Raw genomic sequence first — 15,646 nt, 5'->3', positions numbered from 1 at the left:
ACGAAAGGCGTCTCGTCAGAAGTTCTCCTCTACCTCTACCAGCAACTGACGGCTCTTCACCTGGTCGCCTTGGCTGACCTGGACGCGGCGGATCACGCCGTCCACGCCGGCCTTCAGCGGGTGCTCCATCTTCATGGCTTCCAGTACCACCAGTAGCTGGCCCTTGGTGACGCGGCTGCCTTCGGCGACCAGCACCTCGACTATGGCTCCGTCCATGGGCGCCTTCACCACACCGGAGCCGGCACCGGCCTGGCCGCCGGCGGGCTCGTGGGTAACGTCCTGCAGTTCCAGATTGCCGTTTTGTCCGAACAGCCAGAGCTGCGAGCCTTGCTGGTGGTAAGCGATGCGGCGACGGATTCCGTCCACCTCCACCACCGCCCAGCGACCGTCAGCGCTCACCAGGCGAACGGCGACTTCCGTGTCGTTCACCCTTGCCAGCAGACGCGGTTGCTGGCCGGCGTCCTGCACGGCCAGCTCCACGGCGTACTTCTGCTCTCCCTGACGCAATACCAGGCGCCAGGGCGCGCTGCCTGCGCTGCGCCAACCGGCAAGACCGCTCTGGTGAGCGGAGTGGGTGGCCGAGGCCTGGTAGAGCAGGGTGGCGGCGACGGCCAGTTCCATCGGCGAAGCCGATTGCGGGCTGAGGCTCGGATCGTCGCCGAAGGCGTCCCCGATGAAGGCGGTGGTGGCCTCTCCGGCTGCGAACTGCGGATGGCGTAGCAGCTTGGCGAGAAAGCGCTGGTTGGCCTTCACGCCGAGCAGCACGCAATCCTCCACCGCGCGCGCCAGCTTGCGCCGGGCTTCGTCGCGGGTGGCACCCCAGGCGATGATCTTGGCCAGCATGGGGTCGTAGAACGGCGTCACGGCCTGGCCTTCCACCAGGCCGTGGTCGATGCGGATGCCTTCCAGCTCGGCGGGTTCCCAGCGCAGCACGTCGCCGGTCTGGGGCAGGAACCCCGCGGCCGGGTCCTCGGCATAGAGGCGTACTTCCATAGCGTGGCCGTTGAGATGGATCTCATCCTGCTTCAAGGGCAGCGGTTGCCCCTCGGCGACGCGAATCTGCCAGGCTACCAGGTCCTGGCCGGTGATCAGCTCGGTCACCGGGTGTTCCACTTGCAGGCGGGTATTCATCTCCAGGAAGTAGAAGTCGCCACGGGCATCCAGCAGGAACTCCACCGTGCCGGCGCCGACGTAGTTCACCGTGCGCGCGGCTTGTACCGCTGCTTCGCCCATGGCCTGGCGCAGTTCGGACGTCATGACCGGGCAGGGCGCTTCTTCGATGACTTTCTGGTGGCGGCGCTGCACCGAGCAGTCGCGCTCGCCGAGATAGACCAGGTTGCCGTGCTGATCGCCGAATACCTGGATTTCCACGTGACGCGGCTGCAGCACGGCCTTTTCCAGGATCAGTTCGGCGCTACCGAAGGCATTCAGGGCCTCGGAGCGAGCAGTGCGCAGTTGTGCCTCGAGTTCGTCCGGGCTGTTCGCCAGGCGCATGCCACGGCCGCCGCCGCCGGCGCTGGCCTTGATCATCAGCGGGTAGCCGATACGTCCGGCTTCGCGGGCCAGCGTGGCGTCGTCCTGCTCGGCACCTTCGTAGCCGGGAATGCAGGGCACACCGGCCTCCAGCATGGCCAGCTTGGAGAGGCGCTTGCTGCCCATCAGGTGGATGGCTTCCACGGTCGGGCCAATGAAGGTGATGCCCGCGGCCTCGCAGGCACGAGCGAAGTCGGCGTTCTCGGAGAGGAAGCCGTAGCCGGGGTGGACGGCGTCGGCACCGGTCTTTTGCGCGGCGCCGATAATGGCCTGGATCGACAGGTAGGACTGGCCCACCGGCGCCGGACCAATGCACACCGCTTCGTCAGCGAGACGAACATGGCGTGCGTCGGCATCGGCTTCGCTGTAGGCGGCGACAGTGCGATAGCCGAGGGCCTGGGCAGTTCGCATCACCCGGCAGGCAATCTCGCCGCGGTTGGCGATCAGGATCTTGTTGAAGCTGGGCATATTCTCTGGCTCCTCGGGTTCTATTCCCCTCTCCCCTTGGGAGAGGGGCCAGGGGTGAGGGAACCACCTGCGCGCGGCGGGATTCCCCTCACCCCAACCCTCTCCCGGAGGGAGAGGGAGTAAAGGGTCACTGCGCCCAGATGGGCTTGCGCTTCTGTACGAACGCCATCGTGCCCTCGGTGCCTTCCGCACCGGTCACGGCGGCGGCAAACTGATCGGCAGCGCTGTCCAGCAAGGCGCCAAGGGGTTCGTTTTCCGTGGCCAGCAGCAGTGCTTTGGTGCGGGCGTTGGCGCCAGGGGCGCAGCGCCGGACCTGCTCCAGGCTCTCGGCCAGGCGCTGCTCCACGCTGGCCGTATCGGCCTCGGCGAAATGCACCAGACCCAGGCGCAGGGCTTCGCTGCCATCGAAACGTGCGGCGGTCAGGGCCAGGCGGCGTGCCTGGGTAAGGCCGATCCGCTTGACCACGAAGGGCGCGATCTGCGCCGGCAGGATGCCGAGGCTGGTTTCCGGCAAGCCGAACTGGGCACCCGCGTGGGCAATGGCGATGTCCGAGACGCAGGCCAGGCCGAAACCGCCGCCCAGCACCGCGCCTTCCAGCACCACGACCAGTGCCTGTGGCTGCGCCTGGGCTTCCTCCAGCAGGCTACCGAAGGCCCGGTTCAGGCTGCGGTATGCATCGCTGCCTGTGGCACGGGCGCTGGCCATGTCCTTGATATCGCCGCCGGCGCAGAAGTGCCCACCGGCACCGCGCAGCACCACGGCGCGCACGTTGGCGTCGCCATGCACGGCAGCCAGTACTGCACGCAGTTCCTCGACCATCGCCAGGCTCATGGCGTTGCGGCTGTCCGGCCGGTTGAGGGTGATGTGCAGCACGCCACCAGCCTGTTCCAGCAGCAGGGTTTCGCAGTTCGGCAATTCATTCATGCCGGCATCCTCGTCAGGGTGTCGTAGGAGCCAGCTTGCTGGCGACGCTTTCGCCAGCAAACTGGCTCCTACGGATTGGGATCAACCTTTCTTCTTTCCGGGCAGGATGCCCATCAGCTTGCAGATGATGCCCAGCATGATTTCGTCCGCGCCGCCGCCGATGGAGACCAGGCGGGTGTCGCGGTAGGCGCGGGATACGTGGTTGTCCCACATGAAACCCATGCCGCCCCAGTACTGCAGGCAGGCATCGGTGACTTCGCGGCCGAGGCGGCCGGCCTTGAGCTTGGCCATGGAGGCGAGGCGAGTGACGTCCTTGCCCGTGACGTACAGCTCCACGGCCTGGTAGACGAGCGCGCGCAGGGCCTCGATCTCGGTCATCAACTCGGCCAGGCGGAAGTGGATCACCTGGTTGTCGATCAGCGGATTGCCGAAGGTCTTGCGCTCCTTGCAGTAGTCGATGGTGACGTCCACGCAGTGCTCCAGGCCCTTGATCATGTTGGCGGCGCCGAACATGCGTTCTTCCTGGAACTGCAGCATCTGCATCATGAACCCTGCGCCTTCGTGGCCGATGCGGTAGCGCTGCGGCACGCGAACGTTGTCGAAGAACACCTGGGCGGTTTCCGAGCTGCGCATGCCGAGCTTGTCGAGATGGGCACTGAGGGTGATGCCGGGGGTGTTCATCGGCACCATGATCAGCGACTTGTTGACGTGCGGCTTGTCGTCCGAAGTGTTGGCCAGCAGGCAGATGAAGTCGGCGCTGGGGGAGTTGGTGATCCACATCTTGCTGCCGTTGATCACGTAGTCGCTGCCGTCCTTGCGGGCGGTGGTCTTCATCCCGGCAACGTCGGAGCCGGCGCCTACTTCCGATACGCCGATGCAGCCGACCATCTCGCCGGCGATGGCCGGGCGCAGGAACTCCTCACGCAGCTCATCGGAGCCGAAGCGGGCCAGGGCCGGGGTGCACATGTCGGTCTGCACGCCGATCGACATGGGAATGCCGCCGCAGTGGATGGTGCCGAACTCTTCGGCGGCGACGATGGAGTAGCTGTAGTCCAGGCCCATGCCGCCGAATTTCTCCGGCTTGGAGATACCCAGCAGTCCCAGCTCGCCTGCCTTCTTGAAGATGTCGTGGATCGGGAAGCGGCCTTCCTTTTCCCACTGGTCGACATGGGGGTTGATCTCCCTGTCGACGAAATTGCGGACCGTGCGGCGAAGTTCTTCGTGTTCCTGGGTGAAGATCATCTTTCTTGTTCTCCTTGTAGGGTGCGCCGTGCGCACCAAGATCTTGGGTGGTGCGCGAGGCGCACCCTACCGTCAAAACCGGGCCACGCCGAAGCTGTTGGCCTTGAGCGGACGCACTTCCGCCTCCGCACAGATATCCAGCAGATAGCCGAGCAAGCGGCGGCTGTCTCGCGGGTCGATCAGGCCGTCATCCCAGAGGTTGGCGGTGCCGTAGAGGGCGGTGGACTGGCTGTCGAGTTTTTGCGCGGTCACCTGCTCCAGCATGTCGAGCATCTTCGGGTCGGGCTCCTTGCCCTCCTTGGCGTGCTTTTCCTCGGTGACGATGCGCAGCACCCTGCCGGCCTGGGCGCCGCCCATCACCGCCGTGCGGCTGTTGGGCCAGGCGAAGATGAAGCGCGGGTCGAGGCCGCGGCCGCACATGGCGTAGTTGCCGGCGCCGTAGGAACCGCCCACCACCAGGGTGAGTTTCGGTACACGGGCGTTGGCCACGGCCTGGATCATTTTCGAGCCATGCTTGATCACGCCCAGTTGCTCGGACTCGGTGCCGACCATGAAACCGGTGGTGTTATGCAGGAACAGCAGCGGCACGTTGGCCTGCTCGCAGAGCTGGATGAACTGCGCCGCCTTGGCCGCGCCCCGGGACGTGATGGGGCCGTTGTTGCCGATCAGTCCGCAGGGACGGCCTTCGATGCGCAGGTGGCCGCAGACGGTCTGGCTGTCGAATTCGTTCTTGAAGTCGAGGAACTCCGAGCCATCGGCGATGCGGGCGACGATCTCGCGCACGTCGTAGGGCTTCTTCGGATCGGCCGGGACTACGCCCAGCAGCTCTTCGGCGCTGTACAGCGGCTCGCGCCATTCGGCGTGGGCCCGGGCCGGTAATTGCGCGTTCCAGGGCAGCATCGCGAGGATGTCGCGGGCCAGGCGCAGGGCGTCGGCGTCGTTCTCGGCCAGGTATTCGGCGGTACCGGCTACCTGGGCGTGCATTTCGGCGCCGCCCAGTTCTTCGTCGCTTGCCACTTCACCGGTGGCGGCCTTCAGCAGGGGCGGGCCGGCGAGGAACATCTTGGCCTTGCCGCGTACCACGATCACGTAGTCCGAAAGGCCCGGCTGATAGGCGCCACCGGCGGTGCTGGAGCCGTGCACAACGGTCAGCTGGGGGATGCCCATCGCGGAAATCCGCGCCTGGTTGGCGAAGCCGCGTGCACCTTCGACGAAGATTTCCGCCGCGTAATTGAGGTTGGCACCACCGCTTTCGGTGAGGGCCACCAGCGGCAGTTTGTTCTCCATGGCGATCTGCTGCAGGCGCAGCGTTTTCTTCAGGCCGGTGGGGGAGATGGTGCCGCCCTTGATGGCACTGTTGCTGGCGCTGATCAGGCAACGAATCCCGGAGATGTAGCCGATGCCGGCAATGATGCCTCCGCCGGCCTGGGTGCCGTCCTTGTCGTCATGCAGCTTGTAGCCGGCCAGGGAGCAGAGTTCGAGGAATGGGCTGCCCGGGTCCAGCAGCAGATTCAGTCGTTCACGGGGCAGCAGCTGCCCGCGTTTCTCGAACTTCGGTTTGGACTCGGCTGCCTTGTCCAGCACCTTCTGCTCGACGTCACGGAAGCTGGCGATCGCGGCGAGCATGGCGTCGCGGTTTCGGGCGAAGTCTTCGCCCTGGGCATCGAGTTCGGATTGGATGGCCGTCATCGCGTCACTCCTGGTCCTTCAGCACATCGGGCAGGTAGGCGCGGTGGAAGCCGTTGTAGCCCTTGCTCTGACCCGGCTTGGCCTTGGCCAGGGGGAAGGCGCGGCTGCCCTGGCTGGCGGCACCGTCGATGCGAATGGTGTTGCCACTGATGAAGGCGGCGCCCGGGGAGAGCAGGAAGACGATGGCGGCGGCCACTTCCGACTCGCTGCCGATACGCTTGAGTGGCACGTGCTCGCGCAGGGTCGGGATGATGGCCTTGAAGGCGCCTTCGTAGGTGTCCATGCCGCTGGAGGCGATCCAGCCGGGCGCCACGGCGTTGACCCGAACCCCCGCATGACCCCATTCGACGGCAGCGGTCTTGGTGAAGTTCTCCATGCCGGCGCGGGCGGCACCGGAATGGCCCATGCCGGGCATGCCGCCCCACATGTCGGCGAGCATGTTGACGATGCTGCCGCCGGTCTTGCTCATCGCCTGATTGAACACCTCGCGGGCGACCAGGAAGCCGCCCACCAGGTTGGTGCGCACCACGGTCTCGAAGCCTTTCTGGCTGATCGAGGCGAGCGGGGCGGGGTATTGGCCACCGGCATTGTTGACCAGGTGGTGGATGGCGCCGCGCTCGGCCAGCACGGCCGCGACCATGGCCTTCACTGCGTCTTCGTCGCGGATATCGCAGGCCTGCCAACTGGCGACGCCGCCGTCTTCGATGATTTCGCCTGCCGTCTTTTCCAGCTTCTCCGGCTTGCGGCCAACCAGCACCACGTGGGCGCCCAAGGCCGCCAGCTCATGGGCAGTGCAACGGCCGATGCCGCTGCCGCCACCGGTGACCATGATGGTCTGGCCGCTGAACAGGCCGGGCTTGAATACCGAGTCGTATGCCATGGATTGCGTCCTCAGAGGCTGTCGGCCAGGGCCTTGGGCACCGGCACCGGGAATTCCAGGAGTTGCTGGGCGAAGGCCTTGCCCTGCGGGTCGATGCGCAGGCTGGCAACGCCGCCGCCGCCGAGGGCGTTTTCCAGCAGGAAGTTCAGGCTGTGGCTGCCCGGCAGGTACCAGCGCGCCACGCGGCCGAGCTGCGGGTCGAGCACGTGGTCCATCCAGTCGACCACGGCTTCCGGAGTCAGGGCTTCAGCGATCCAGGGCAGGTACTCGGGTTTGCGTGCCATTACACCGATGTTGCTGTGGTTGCCCTTGTCGCCGGAGCGCGCAACCGCCAGCTTCACCAGGGGGACGCTGGCGCTGGCCTGACCCTCAGCAGCAGGGGGCGCCAGGTCGTCGGCCAGGTCGGCGACGTCGAAACCGTGCAGGTGCGGCAGCTCGCAGGGACTGCGCTGGCCATCCAGTTCCACGTCGAGCTGACAGGCGGATTTGTCCACCAGGAAGGAGAACAGCCGGATCACCGGGTAGACGGTGGGGCGGCCACCGACGATGCCGGTAAGGCCCGGTGCCATGCCGGTCGCGGCCTGGGCTATCTCGCGGGAGAACAGCACCAGGGCGTCCTTGCGGCTGTGGCTGACGGCGATCTTGATCACCACTTCGCGGCTGTCCTGGCGCTGGCCGTGAGGACCATAGGTCGCCTCGCTGCCGAGCAACTCGATGTTCACATCCCGGTAGGGACCCCAACCGCGTTCGGCGAAGATCTCTTCGGTCTTGGCGATGATCGCGCGGCTGACCCGCTCGGCCTTCCTGACCGCATCGATGCCGGCCAGCAGGCAGCTGGCGGTGCAGCGGAAACCATCGGGGTAGGTGGCGCTGACCTTGTATTGCGGCGTCGGCGCCATCCCTCGGGCGCCCAGTACGCGGACGCGATTCGGTCCGGCCTGGTCGAGGGTGACGCGCGTGAAGTCGCAAACCACGTCGGGAAGCAGATAGGCCCGCGGGTCGCCGATCTCGTAGAGCATCTGCTCGCCGACGGAGAAAGGCGTGACCAGGCCGCCGGAACCTTCCGGCTTGGTCACGCAGAAACTGCCATCGGCCTCGACTTCGATGATAGGGAAGCCGATGTGTTCGTAATCCGGCACCGCCTCCCAGTCGGTGAAATTGCCACCGGTGCACTGGGCGCCGCACTCGATCAGGTGGCCGGCGAGGGCGGCCTGGGCGAGCTTGTCGTGATCCTCCCAGGACCAGTTGAACTCATGGACCAGCGCAGCACTGACCACCGCGCTGTCCACCACCCGGCCGGTGATGACGATGTCGGCGCCCTGTTCCAACGCGGCCACTATTCCCGGGGCGCCGAGGTAGGCGTTGACCGAGACGCACATGGGGGGAAGCGGGGCGTCCGTGAACATCTCGCGGACGCCGGATTTGGCCAGTTCGCCCAGCCGGGGCTGCAGGTTGTCGCCATGCAGGACGGCGATCTTCAGCGTCACGCCGGACTTTTCGCAAGCCGCGGCCAACGCATTGGCGCAGGCGGCTGGGTTCACCCCGCCGGCATTGCTGATCACGCGCACGTTCTTCTCGGCGATGGCCGGCAATAGGGGGGCCAGGACTTCGACGAAGTCGGTGGCGAAGCCAGCATTCGGGTCCTTCAGACGCGCCCCGGCCATGATCGACATGGTGATCTCGGCCAGGTAGTCGAAGACCAGGTAATCCAGCTTGGCGCCATGCACCAGCTGGGCGGCAGCGGTGGAGGTGTCGCCCCAGAATGCAGAGGCGCAGCCGATGCGTACGGTTCTAGTCATTGGAGTATTCCGCAGCACTGTTGGGTGATGGATCGAACACTACCAAGCAAGCGCTTGGTTGAAAAGTGCCTGCCAGCGTCTTTTTCACCCGAGCGCTTGCTTGGGCGCATTGGCCAGCATAGATTTCGTTAATCAAGACAGAGACTTGCGAACCATTCTTAAGTTGAAATGGCTGAGCGCAGCGGGGAAACCAATGAGCCTTGACGACGAAAAAGCCCAGGCGGTGATGCAGGAACTGGTTGCCAGTGGCCAGATCACCGACCCTGAAAGTGCCCGCGGCAAGCTGCTGCAGACCGCCGCCCACCTGTTCCGCAGCAAGGGCTACGAACGCACCACGGTGCGCGACCTGGCCAGCGCGGTAGGCATCCAGTCCGGCAGCATCTTCCACCACTTCAAGAGCAAGGATGAGATCCTGCGTTCGGTGATGGAGGAGACTGTCCTCTACAACACCGCGCTGATGCGTGCCTCGCTGGCGGAGGCCGGTGACTTGCGTGAGCGGGTGCTGGCGCTGATCCGCTGCGAACTCCAATCCATCATGGGCGGCACCGGCGAAGCCATGGCAGTGCTGGTGTACGAGTGGCGTTCGCTGTCGGAGGAAGGGCAGCAGTACATCCTCCAGCTGCGCGAGGCCTATGAGCAACTCTGGCTGGGCGTCCTGGGCGAAGCGCGGGCCGAAGGCTACTTCACTGCCGACCCGTTCATCCTGCGACGTTTCCTCACCGGCGCCTTGAGTTGGACCACCACCTGGTTCCGCCCGGAAGGTCCGATGACGCTCGACCAACTCGCCGAGCAGGCGCTGTCGCTGGTGATCAAGGACGCCTGACGGCAAATGTGATGTCCGTCACGTCTCGTTCGGGAGAACGTGGGTAGTTGCAACCTTAATCACGTACTCTGCGGCGCAGTGCCGTAACTGCAGGGAGCAGCTGTAGAGATGGAAGTTTGCAGGGGGTTGTCCCTGAAGGCGTTGTGGGTTGCCGTAGTCCTGCTGATTTCAGCGCCTGTGGTGGCGTCGCAGACCGTGCAGGTCGCCGGCGCGCATTTCCCACCCTATGTGATCAAGCCGGAATCGGCCGAAGCCAGTGGCCTGCTGCTGGACATGCTCGCTGCACTCAATGAGTTGCAGTCGGACTATCGCTTCGTCGTGCGGCCGACTGCCATTCCCCGCCGATTCCGGGATTTCCAGGAAGGAAAGATCGACCTCGCGGTATTCGAAAATCCGGATTGGGGTTGGCAGGGGATTCCTGGCGCACGGATCGACCTGGGTCTGGAAGATGCCGAAATCTTCGTCGCCAAGGCTCAGCAGGGTCGTGACCAGCACTATTTCGCCAAGCTGACCGGCAAGCGCCTGGCACTCTACAACGGCTATCACTACGGCTTCGCCGGCTTCAATCCCGATCCTGAATTCCTCCAGCGCGAGTTCGACGCGAAGCTCACCTATTCCCATGACAGCAATCTGCGCATGCTGCTGCGGGATCGGGCGGATATCGCCTTGGTGACTCGCTCTTACTTCAGCGTCTACCTGGAGCAGAACCCGAGCCTGGCCGGCAGCTTCCTGGCCAGCGAACGGCTGGACCAGAGCTATCACCACTACGCCGTGTTGCGGCCGGGAGCGCCCATCAGCGCCGCGCAGTTTTCCGCCCTGCTGGACAAGCTACGCAGCGGCGGCCAGTTGCAGCGGATATTCGGGCGATACGGGGTGGTGGTCAGACCAGCCGCAACGGATAGCTCAGTAGCAACAGATGGCAGAGATTGACCCCCAGGTGCAGCGCAATGGCCAACGAGAGTCGGCCGCTGTAGTGGAACGCCAGGCCGTAACCCAAGCCGGCAACTGCCGCGACTAGCGCGAACAGTGGACTGAAGGGCAGGTGGACGGCCCCGAAGATCGCCGCCGTGAGCAGCACGCCCTTGCGCCCACCCAGCCAGGAAACCAGCATGGGCTGGAGCAGGCCGCGAAACACCAGTTCTTCCGCAAGCACCGTGGCCAGCAGGTTCACCGCCAGCCATTCCCAGATCATTTGCGGCCATTTCGGCTGCCAACCCACCAAGCCAATTGCCACGGCCAATGCTGGCACCAGCAACAGCGTTGCCAGCACAGCGATCGCTGCCCGCTGCGGGGCCGGCGCGGGTAGTGCCGGACGGCCCAACCAGCAGGCAAGCAGCGTCATGCCCACCAGCAACTTGTCCCAGGACAGGCGCAAGGAATAGGGCGGAGTATCGGGGCTCAATTGCTGTGGGTCAGCCAGGACCAGCGGGCTGAAGCCCGGCACCAGATGGGCAGCCAACGCGATGGAGGAAAGCAGGGTTACCGTCAGCCAGAGCCGGGCTGGCAAGTGGTGTTCGGCGAGAACCCAGCCGGAGAAGGCGACCCCCGCCAGCAGCGCCCCCACCTCCACGCCACCCAGGCCCTGCCCGAGCGCCAGGACGACGAGCGGAAACAGCAGTTGCAAATGAAGCGGCATGCCACTTCCCTGTGGTGATGCCGCAGTCTGTTCTTCAGAAGAGGGCACGGGCTCAGCGGTCCTTGGCTTCCTTGGCATCCATTTCGGCATTGCGCTCGCGGATGCGCTTGAGTTGCTCTTCGGTCAGCGGCAGTTTCTTTGCCGTATCACGCAACACCATCAGGCTACCGACTATGGAGCCGATGGCCAGGACCAGTATCAGCCAGGCATACCAGGGCATGATCATCTCCCGTGGAAAGGGGTGGTTACTCTATTCGATTGTGCGCGCCTTTCCACGTTCCCGAGAATCATTCATTTCGATAGGCGGCTGCACACGGGCCGCCTTCACGTCAGCGGGAGCTGCATTCTCCGGCCTGTTCTGCCGGTACCTCCAGTAGACGGGCGCGCAACGTGTCGTACGTCCAGTTGAACACCAGGGTGTAGGGCAGGAAGAACAGCAGCAGACCGATATCCAGCACGAAGGCCTCCAGCAGTCCGATCGACAGCCACCACGCCGCCAGCGGTACCAGCACCAGAATCAGGCCCAGTTCGAACAGCAGGGCATGGACTATTCGTACCAGCAAGGAGCGCTGGAACCCCAGGCGCCCCTGGGCCCGGTCGAACAGGCTGTTGAAGAGCATGTTCCAGAGCATCGCCACGGTTGAGAACATCAGGGTCAGCGCACCCATGTGCGCCAGCGACTTGCCCAGTACCAGCGACAGCACGGGCGCGGTCAGCAGCACGGCCAGGCCCTCGAAGGCCAGGGCATGGAAAACCCGCTCCTTGATGGATTTGTTCAGGGCGGCGGTGGTGGTGGTCCGGGTCATGGTGCTCTCCTGGCTCCCAGTGAAAACATGCCCTGTATTCTCATCGGTTGATGGGATAGGGTTAAGTGAGATGCCATCGGGAAAACCGATATGAACTACTCCCCTGAATCCCTTGAAGCCTTTGCCCAGGCGGTCGCCCTTGGCTCCTTCAGTGGCGCCGCGCGCAAGCTGGGCAAAAGCCAGTCCACCGTCAGTGAAGCCATCGCCCGGTTGGAGATCGACCTTGGGCTGGAACTCTTCGATCGCAGCAGCCGCCAGCCGCAACTGACCGATGCCGGCCGCGCCCTGCTGGGGCGGGTCGAGGAGATCCTCGCCGCATCCGACCGCTTGCAGCACGCTGCGGCGCAATTGGCTGGCGGGTTGGAACCACGGGTCAGCCTGGCGCTGTCGGACGCCTACCAGTCGGCGCAGTACGAAGAGCGCCTGACGGAACTGGATCAGCGCTATCCCGACCTCGAATTCGAATGCCTGATCGCCGAGCATCACGACGTGATCGAACTGGTCGTGCAAGGGCGCGCCACCCTGGGCCTGCTGGCGGCACAGGGCAGCTATCCGCCGGAGGTGGGCTCGGCGACCGTGGCCGAGCGGGCGGACTTCGGCTTGTTCGCGGCCCGGGAGCACCCCCTCGCGCAGCTGGCCGATGTACGCGAGAGCGACCTCGCCGGCTGGCGGCTGCTGCGCCTGAATACCGTGGGCGACGCCATGGCGCTGGATGACGGGCTTCCGTTCAGCGGCGGCCGCTGCTGGTCGGCGCCGAGCTACCTGATGTTGCTGGATATGGCCAGCAACGGTTTCGGCTGGGCCGAACTGCCACGCTGGCTGGTCAGCGGCTACGCCAATGGGCGTCTGAAGGAATTGCAGGTGCCCGGCTGGCCGCGCAGTCAGGCGGTGGATGTGGTCTGGTCCCGCCAGCGTCCGTTGGGGCCGGCGGCGAGCTGGTTGTTGGAGCGCCTACTGGACCGTCCGGCAGCGCGCTGAGACCGTTCTGGTAGCCTTGGCCCCGGTTATTCAAGGAGGAAGGACATGCAGATTCCCGTCACCATTCAAGCCGGGTTCTGGGGTTGGCTGGCCGCCAGCAGCCTGCTGATCGGCGCCGCCATCGGCTTCCTGGTGAAGCTGCCGCAGAAGGTGGTGGCCTCGATCATGGCCTATGGCAGCGGCGTGCTGGTCGCTGCCCTCTGCTTTGGCCAGATTCCCGAAGCCGAACGAATTGGCGGACTTTGGCCAACTATGGCGGGGCTGCTGGCTGGTGGTGCCGTGTTCGTCCTGGCCAGCCAGTACATCGATCGCCTGGAACGCCACCATCGAGGTAAAAGCAGCAACGGTGGTAGCGGTATGGTCGCCTTGCTGATCGCCGTCGGCGCCTTTCTCGATGGCATTCCCGAATCCCTCGGCCTGGGGTTGGGTCTGCTGGATGGTGGCGAGGTCAGCCTGCTGATGCTGGTGGCGATCTTCCTGGCCAACCTGCCCGAGGGCCTGGCCAGCGCCGCCGGGCTGCGCGAGGAGAAGCGCAGTGGCTGGGTGGTGTTCGCGCTCTGGGGCGTGATCGCGTTGCTGTCCGGACTGGCGGCTATGGCCGGTCCAGGGCTGTTCGCCGACCTTCAGCCCCACTGGCTGGCCTTCGCCTTGGGTTTCTCGGCGGGGGCGGTGCTGTGCATGCTGGTGGATACCCTGATTCCCGAAGCCTTCGAAAGCACCCATGCCTGGACGGGGCTGATCACACTGGCGGGGTTCATGACGGCTTTCGCGCTCGACCACATCGTGTGAGAGCCGGCCTACTCGCTGCTGCGCGTCTGAAATACTGCGTTGAAAACGGCTTCGAAATGCTCATTTACAGCTCGTAGACTCCGCTTTCTCAGCCGTTTTCGCCTTGTCTTTCCATAGCTCGCGAGCGCGTAAACAGGCTCCATGAGGCAGCGGCGCGCGCCGGCTTCCGCTACAATGCGCGCCGTTTCCGATTCGTATGAGATTTCCTCCATGTCCGCCTGTCAGACGCCGATCATTGTCGCCCTCGACTTTCCCACCCGCGAAGCTGCCCTGCGGCTGGCTGAGCAGCTGGATCCCAAGCTGTGCCGGGTCAAGGTGGGCAAGGAGCTGTTCACCAGCTGCGCAGCCGAAATCGTCTCGACCCTGCGTGACCGGGGCTTCGAGGTTTTCCTCGACCTGAAATTCCACGACATCCCCAACACCACGGCAATGGCGGTGAAGGCTGCTGCCGAGATGGGCGTGTGGATGGTCAACGTGCACTGCTCGGGTGGTCTGCGCATGATGGCCGCCTGCCGCGAGACCCTGGACAAGTTCAACGGCCCCAAGCCGCTGCTGATCGGCGTGACCGTGCTGACCAGCATGGAGCGCGAAGACCTGGCCGGCATCGGCCTGGATATCGAGCCGAAGGAGCAGGTGCTGCGCCTGGCAGGTCTGGCCGACAAGGCCGGCATGGATGGTCTGGTGTGCTCGGCCCAGGAAGCCACTGACCTCAAGGCCGCCTATCCGCGCCTGCAACTGGTGACGCCCGGCATCCGCCCGGCCGGCAGCGCCCAGGATGACCAGCGCCGCATCCTTACCCCGCGCCAGGCCCTGGATGCCGGCTCCGACTATCTGGTGATCGGCCGCCCGATCAGCCAGGCTGCTGACCCGGCCAAGGCGCTGGCGGCAGTCGTCGCCGAACTGGCCTGATGCCGAAGGTGCGCTGCGCAGGCAGCGCACCTTTCATGCAATTCAGCGCACTTTCAACACCAGTTTTCCGAAGTTCTCTCCGCTGAACAGCTTGCCCAGGGTCTCCGGGAAGCTTTCCAGCCCCGTCACCACATCTTCCTTGCTCTTCAAGTCGCCACTGGCCAGCCAGCCGGCGATGTCCTTGACCGCCTCGCCGAAGCGCGGCGCGTAATCGAACACCACCATCCCTTCCATGCGTGCGCGGTTGACCAGCAGCGCCAGGTAGTTGGCCGGGCCTTTCACCGCTTCCTTGTTGTTGTACTGGCTGATGGCCCCGCAGATGACGATGCGCGCCTTGCGGTTGATGCGGGTGAGCACGGCATCGAGGATCTCGCCGCCAACGTTGTCGAAGTAGACGTCCACGCCCTTGGGGCATTCACGCTTGAGGGCAGCGTGGAGGTCCTCGGCCTTGTAGTCGATGGCGCCGTCGAAGCCCAGTTCTTCCACCAGGTAGCGGCACTTGTCGGCACCGCCGGCGATGCCCACTACGCGGCAACCCTTGATCCGTGCGATCTGCCCGGCAACGCTGCCCACTGCGCCTGCGGCGCCGGAAATGACCACGGTTTCCCCGGCTTTGGGCTGGCCGACGTCGAGCAGGGCGAAGTAGGCGGTCATGCCGGTCATGCCCAGGGCGGAAAGGTAGAGGGGCAGGGGAGCCTGGTTCGGGTCCACCTTGTGGAAGTCGCGCGGCTCGCCCAGGAAGTAGTCCTGCACGCCCACCACGCCGCTGACGTGATCGCCCACCTTGAAGTCCGGGTGCGCGGAAGCCACCACCTTGCCGATGCCCAGGGCGCGCATCACCTCGCCTATCGCCACGGGTGCGATGTAGGAGCGGGCGTCGTTCATCCAGCCGCGCATGGCCGGGTCCAGGGACAGATAGAGGTTCTCCACCAGTACCTGGCCAGCAGCGGGTTCGCCAGCTGCGGTTTCCACATAGGAGAAGGTCTCGCGAGTGGCCGGACCGACCGGGCGTTGGGCGAGGAGGAACTGGCGATTGAGCGGGGACATGGCAGGAACTCCGGGAAAGGAAAGTCTTGGTGATAGTTCCTCGTCACAGCCAGGGCAAGTCCGTTGGCCGGGCGGAATGTGCAGGCATGGATAATCGTGATCCTGCATGCCGAGGTTCATCA

The 15,646-nt window shown here is 65.0% G+C and carries 15 protein-coding genes; 5 read left to right on the top strand and 10 right to left on the bottom strand.

What is annotated here, in order from left to right:
- Positions 1-15: 15 nt before the first annotated feature.
- The 6 genes from atuF to MnOB_RS20770 all read right to left on the bottom strand — a co-directional run bounded on the left by atuF (position 16) and on the right by MnOB_RS20770 (position 8,536).
- The gene (gene atuF, locus MnOB_RS20795) at positions 16-2,001 is read right to left on the bottom strand and encodes a geranyl-CoA carboxylase subunit apha (protein WP_077526115.1); all 1,986 of its coding nucleotides are present in this window, start codon (positions 1,999-2,001) and stop codon (positions 16-18) included.
- A 127-nt stretch (positions 2,002-2,128) separates the two neighbouring features.
- Entirely contained in the window at positions 2,129-2,926 is a 798-nt protein-coding gene (gene atuE / locus MnOB_RS20790; protein WP_077526114.1) for an isohexenylglutaconyl-CoA hydratase, read from the bottom strand.
- A gap of 81 nt (positions 2,927-3,007) precedes the next feature.
- Positions 3,008-4,168, bottom strand: coding sequence for a citronellyl-CoA dehydrogenase (atuD, locus tag MnOB_RS20785; protein ID WP_077526113.1), 1,161 nt, complete (start codon positions 4,166-4,168; stop codon positions 3,008-3,010).
- Between the two features lie 72 nt (positions 4,169-4,240).
- A complete protein-coding gene (gene atuC, locus MnOB_RS20780; RefSeq protein WP_077526112.1) occupies positions 4,241-5,857 on the bottom strand; it encodes a geranyl-CoA carboxylase subunit beta in 1,617 nt (538 codons plus the stop codon).
- A gap of 4 nt (positions 5,858-5,861) precedes the next feature.
- On the bottom strand, positions 5,862-6,737 hold the full coding sequence (locus tag MnOB_RS20775; protein ID WP_077526111.1) for an SDR family oxidoreductase: 876 nt from the start codon (positions 6,735-6,737) through the stop codon (positions 5,862-5,864).
- Between the two features lie 11 nt (positions 6,738-6,748).
- Complete coding sequence (locus tag MnOB_RS20770) at positions 6,749-8,536, bottom strand: acyclic terpene utilization AtuA family protein (protein ID WP_077526110.1); 1,788 nt, start codon at positions 8,534-8,536, stop codon at positions 6,749-6,751.
- A 193-nt stretch (positions 8,537-8,729) separates the two neighbouring features.
- Between MnOB_RS20770 and MnOB_RS20765 the strand changes: the two genes are divergently transcribed.
- Positions 8,730-9,359 (top strand): TetR/AcrR family transcriptional regulator, encoded by a 630-nt coding sequence (locus MnOB_RS20765; RefSeq protein WP_199824569.1) that lies wholly within the window; start codon positions 8,730-8,732, stop codon positions 9,357-9,359.
- A 108-nt stretch (positions 9,360-9,467) separates the two neighbouring features.
- A complete protein-coding gene (locus MnOB_RS20760) occupies positions 9,468-10,289 on the top strand; it encodes a substrate-binding periplasmic protein (protein WP_077526109.1) in 822 nt (273 codons plus the stop codon).
- Here the strand turns inward: MnOB_RS20760 and MnOB_RS20755 are convergent.
- From MnOB_RS20755 to MnOB_RS20745, 3 genes are all read right to left on the bottom strand, one after another.
- Complete coding sequence (locus tag MnOB_RS20755) at positions 10,240-10,995, bottom strand: CPBP family intramembrane glutamic endopeptidase (protein ID WP_077526108.1); 756 nt, start codon at positions 10,993-10,995, stop codon at positions 10,240-10,242. The genes MnOB_RS20760 and MnOB_RS20755 overlap by 50 nt on opposite strands.
- Positions 10,996-11,047: 52 nt before the next feature.
- The gene (locus MnOB_RS20750) at positions 11,048-11,215 is read right to left on the bottom strand and encodes a DUF2897 family protein (RefSeq protein ID WP_077526131.1); all 168 of its coding nucleotides are present in this window, start codon (positions 11,213-11,215) and stop codon (positions 11,048-11,050) included.
- A gap of 109 nt (positions 11,216-11,324) precedes the next feature.
- Positions 11,325-11,801, bottom strand: coding sequence for a multidrug/biocide efflux PACE transporter (locus tag MnOB_RS20745; RefSeq protein ID WP_077526107.1), 477 nt, complete (start codon positions 11,799-11,801; stop codon positions 11,325-11,327).
- Positions 11,802-11,891: 90 nt separating this feature from the next.
- Between MnOB_RS20745 and MnOB_RS20740 the strand changes: the two genes are divergently transcribed.
- The 3 genes from MnOB_RS20740 to pyrF all read left to right on the top strand — a co-directional run bounded on the left by MnOB_RS20740 (position 11,892) and on the right by pyrF (position 14,477).
- Positions 11,892-12,779 carry a LysR family transcriptional regulator gene (locus tag MnOB_RS20740; protein WP_077526106.1) on the top strand — a complete coding sequence of 296 codons (888 nt, stop codon included), beginning with the start codon at positions 11,892-11,894 and terminating at the stop codon, positions 12,777-12,779.
- Positions 12,780-12,824: 45 nt separating this feature from the next.
- Positions 12,825-13,568 (top strand): ZIP family metal transporter, encoded by a 744-nt coding sequence (locus MnOB_RS20735; protein ID WP_077526105.1) that lies wholly within the window; start codon positions 12,825-12,827, stop codon positions 13,566-13,568.
- A 210-nt stretch (positions 13,569-13,778) separates the two neighbouring features.
- Positions 13,779-14,477, top strand: a complete 699-nt coding sequence (gene pyrF / locus MnOB_RS20730) for an orotidine-5'-phosphate decarboxylase (protein WP_077526130.1) — start codon at positions 13,779-13,781, stop codon at positions 14,475-14,477.
- Between the two features lie 42 nt (positions 14,478-14,519).
- Here the strand turns inward: pyrF and MnOB_RS20725 are convergent, their stop codons facing one another.
- Entirely contained in the window at positions 14,520-15,524 is a 1,005-nt protein-coding gene (locus tag MnOB_RS20725) for an NADP-dependent oxidoreductase (protein ID WP_077526104.1), read from the bottom strand.
- Positions 15,525-15,646: the final 122 nt, after the last annotated feature.

Source organism: Metapseudomonas resinovorans, from assembly GCF_002003485.1.
Classification (GTDB): Bacteria; Pseudomonadota; Gammaproteobacteria; order Pseudomonadales; family Pseudomonadaceae; genus Metapseudomonas; species Metapseudomonas resinovorans_D.
Note: the sequence above shows the minus strand (reverse complement) of the source record. Positions and strands in the feature narration are given on the sequence as shown.

Bases quoted from the DNA above. Each gene is read 5' to 3' on its own strand.
- atuF (WP_077526115.1), bottom strand. From the start codon at position 2,001: ATGCCCAGCTTCAACAAGATCCTGATCGCCAACCGCGGCGAGATTGCC.
- atuE (WP_077526114.1), bottom strand. From the start codon at position 2,926: ATGAATGAATTGCCGAACTGCGAAACCCTGCTGCTGGAACAGGCTGGT.
- atuD (WP_077526113.1), bottom strand. From the start codon at position 4,168: ATGATCTTCACCCAGGAACACGAAGAACTTCGCCGCACGGTCCGCAAT.
- atuC (WP_077526112.1), bottom strand. From the start codon at position 5,857: ATGACGGCCATCCAATCCGAACTCGATGCCCAGGGCGAAGACTTCGCC.
- MnOB_RS20775 (WP_077526111.1), bottom strand. From the start codon at position 6,737: ATGGCATACGACTCGGTATTCAAGCCCGGCCTGTTCAGCGGCCAGACC.
- MnOB_RS20770 (WP_077526110.1), bottom strand. From the start codon at position 8,536: ATGACTAGAACCGTACGCATCGGCTGCGCCTCTGCATTCTGGGGCGAC.
- MnOB_RS20765 (WP_199824569.1), top strand. From the start codon at position 8,730: ATGAGCCTTGACGACGAAAAAGCCCAGGCGGTGATGCAGGAACTGGTT.
- MnOB_RS20760 (WP_077526109.1), top strand. From the start codon at position 9,468: ATGGAAGTTTGCAGGGGGTTGTCCCTGAAGGCGTTGTGGGTTGCCGTA.
- MnOB_RS20755 (WP_077526108.1), bottom strand. From the start codon at position 10,995: ATGCCGCTTCATTTGCAACTGCTGTTTCCGCTCGTCGTCCTGGCGCTC.
- MnOB_RS20750 (WP_077526131.1), bottom strand. From the start codon at position 11,215: ATGCCCTGGTATGCCTGGCTGATACTGGTCCTGGCCATCGGCTCCATA.
- MnOB_RS20745 (WP_077526107.1), bottom strand. From the start codon at position 11,801: ATGACCCGGACCACCACCACCGCCGCCCTGAACAAATCCATCAAGGAG.
- MnOB_RS20740 (WP_077526106.1), top strand. From the start codon at position 11,892: ATGAACTACTCCCCTGAATCCCTTGAAGCCTTTGCCCAGGCGGTCGCC.
- MnOB_RS20735 (WP_077526105.1), top strand. From the start codon at position 12,825: ATGCAGATTCCCGTCACCATTCAAGCCGGGTTCTGGGGTTGGCTGGCC.
- pyrF (WP_077526130.1), top strand. From the start codon at position 13,779: ATGTCCGCCTGTCAGACGCCGATCATTGTCGCCCTCGACTTTCCCACC.
- MnOB_RS20725 (WP_077526104.1), bottom strand. From the start codon at position 15,524: ATGTCCCCGCTCAATCGCCAGTTCCTCCTCGCCCAACGCCCGGTCGGT.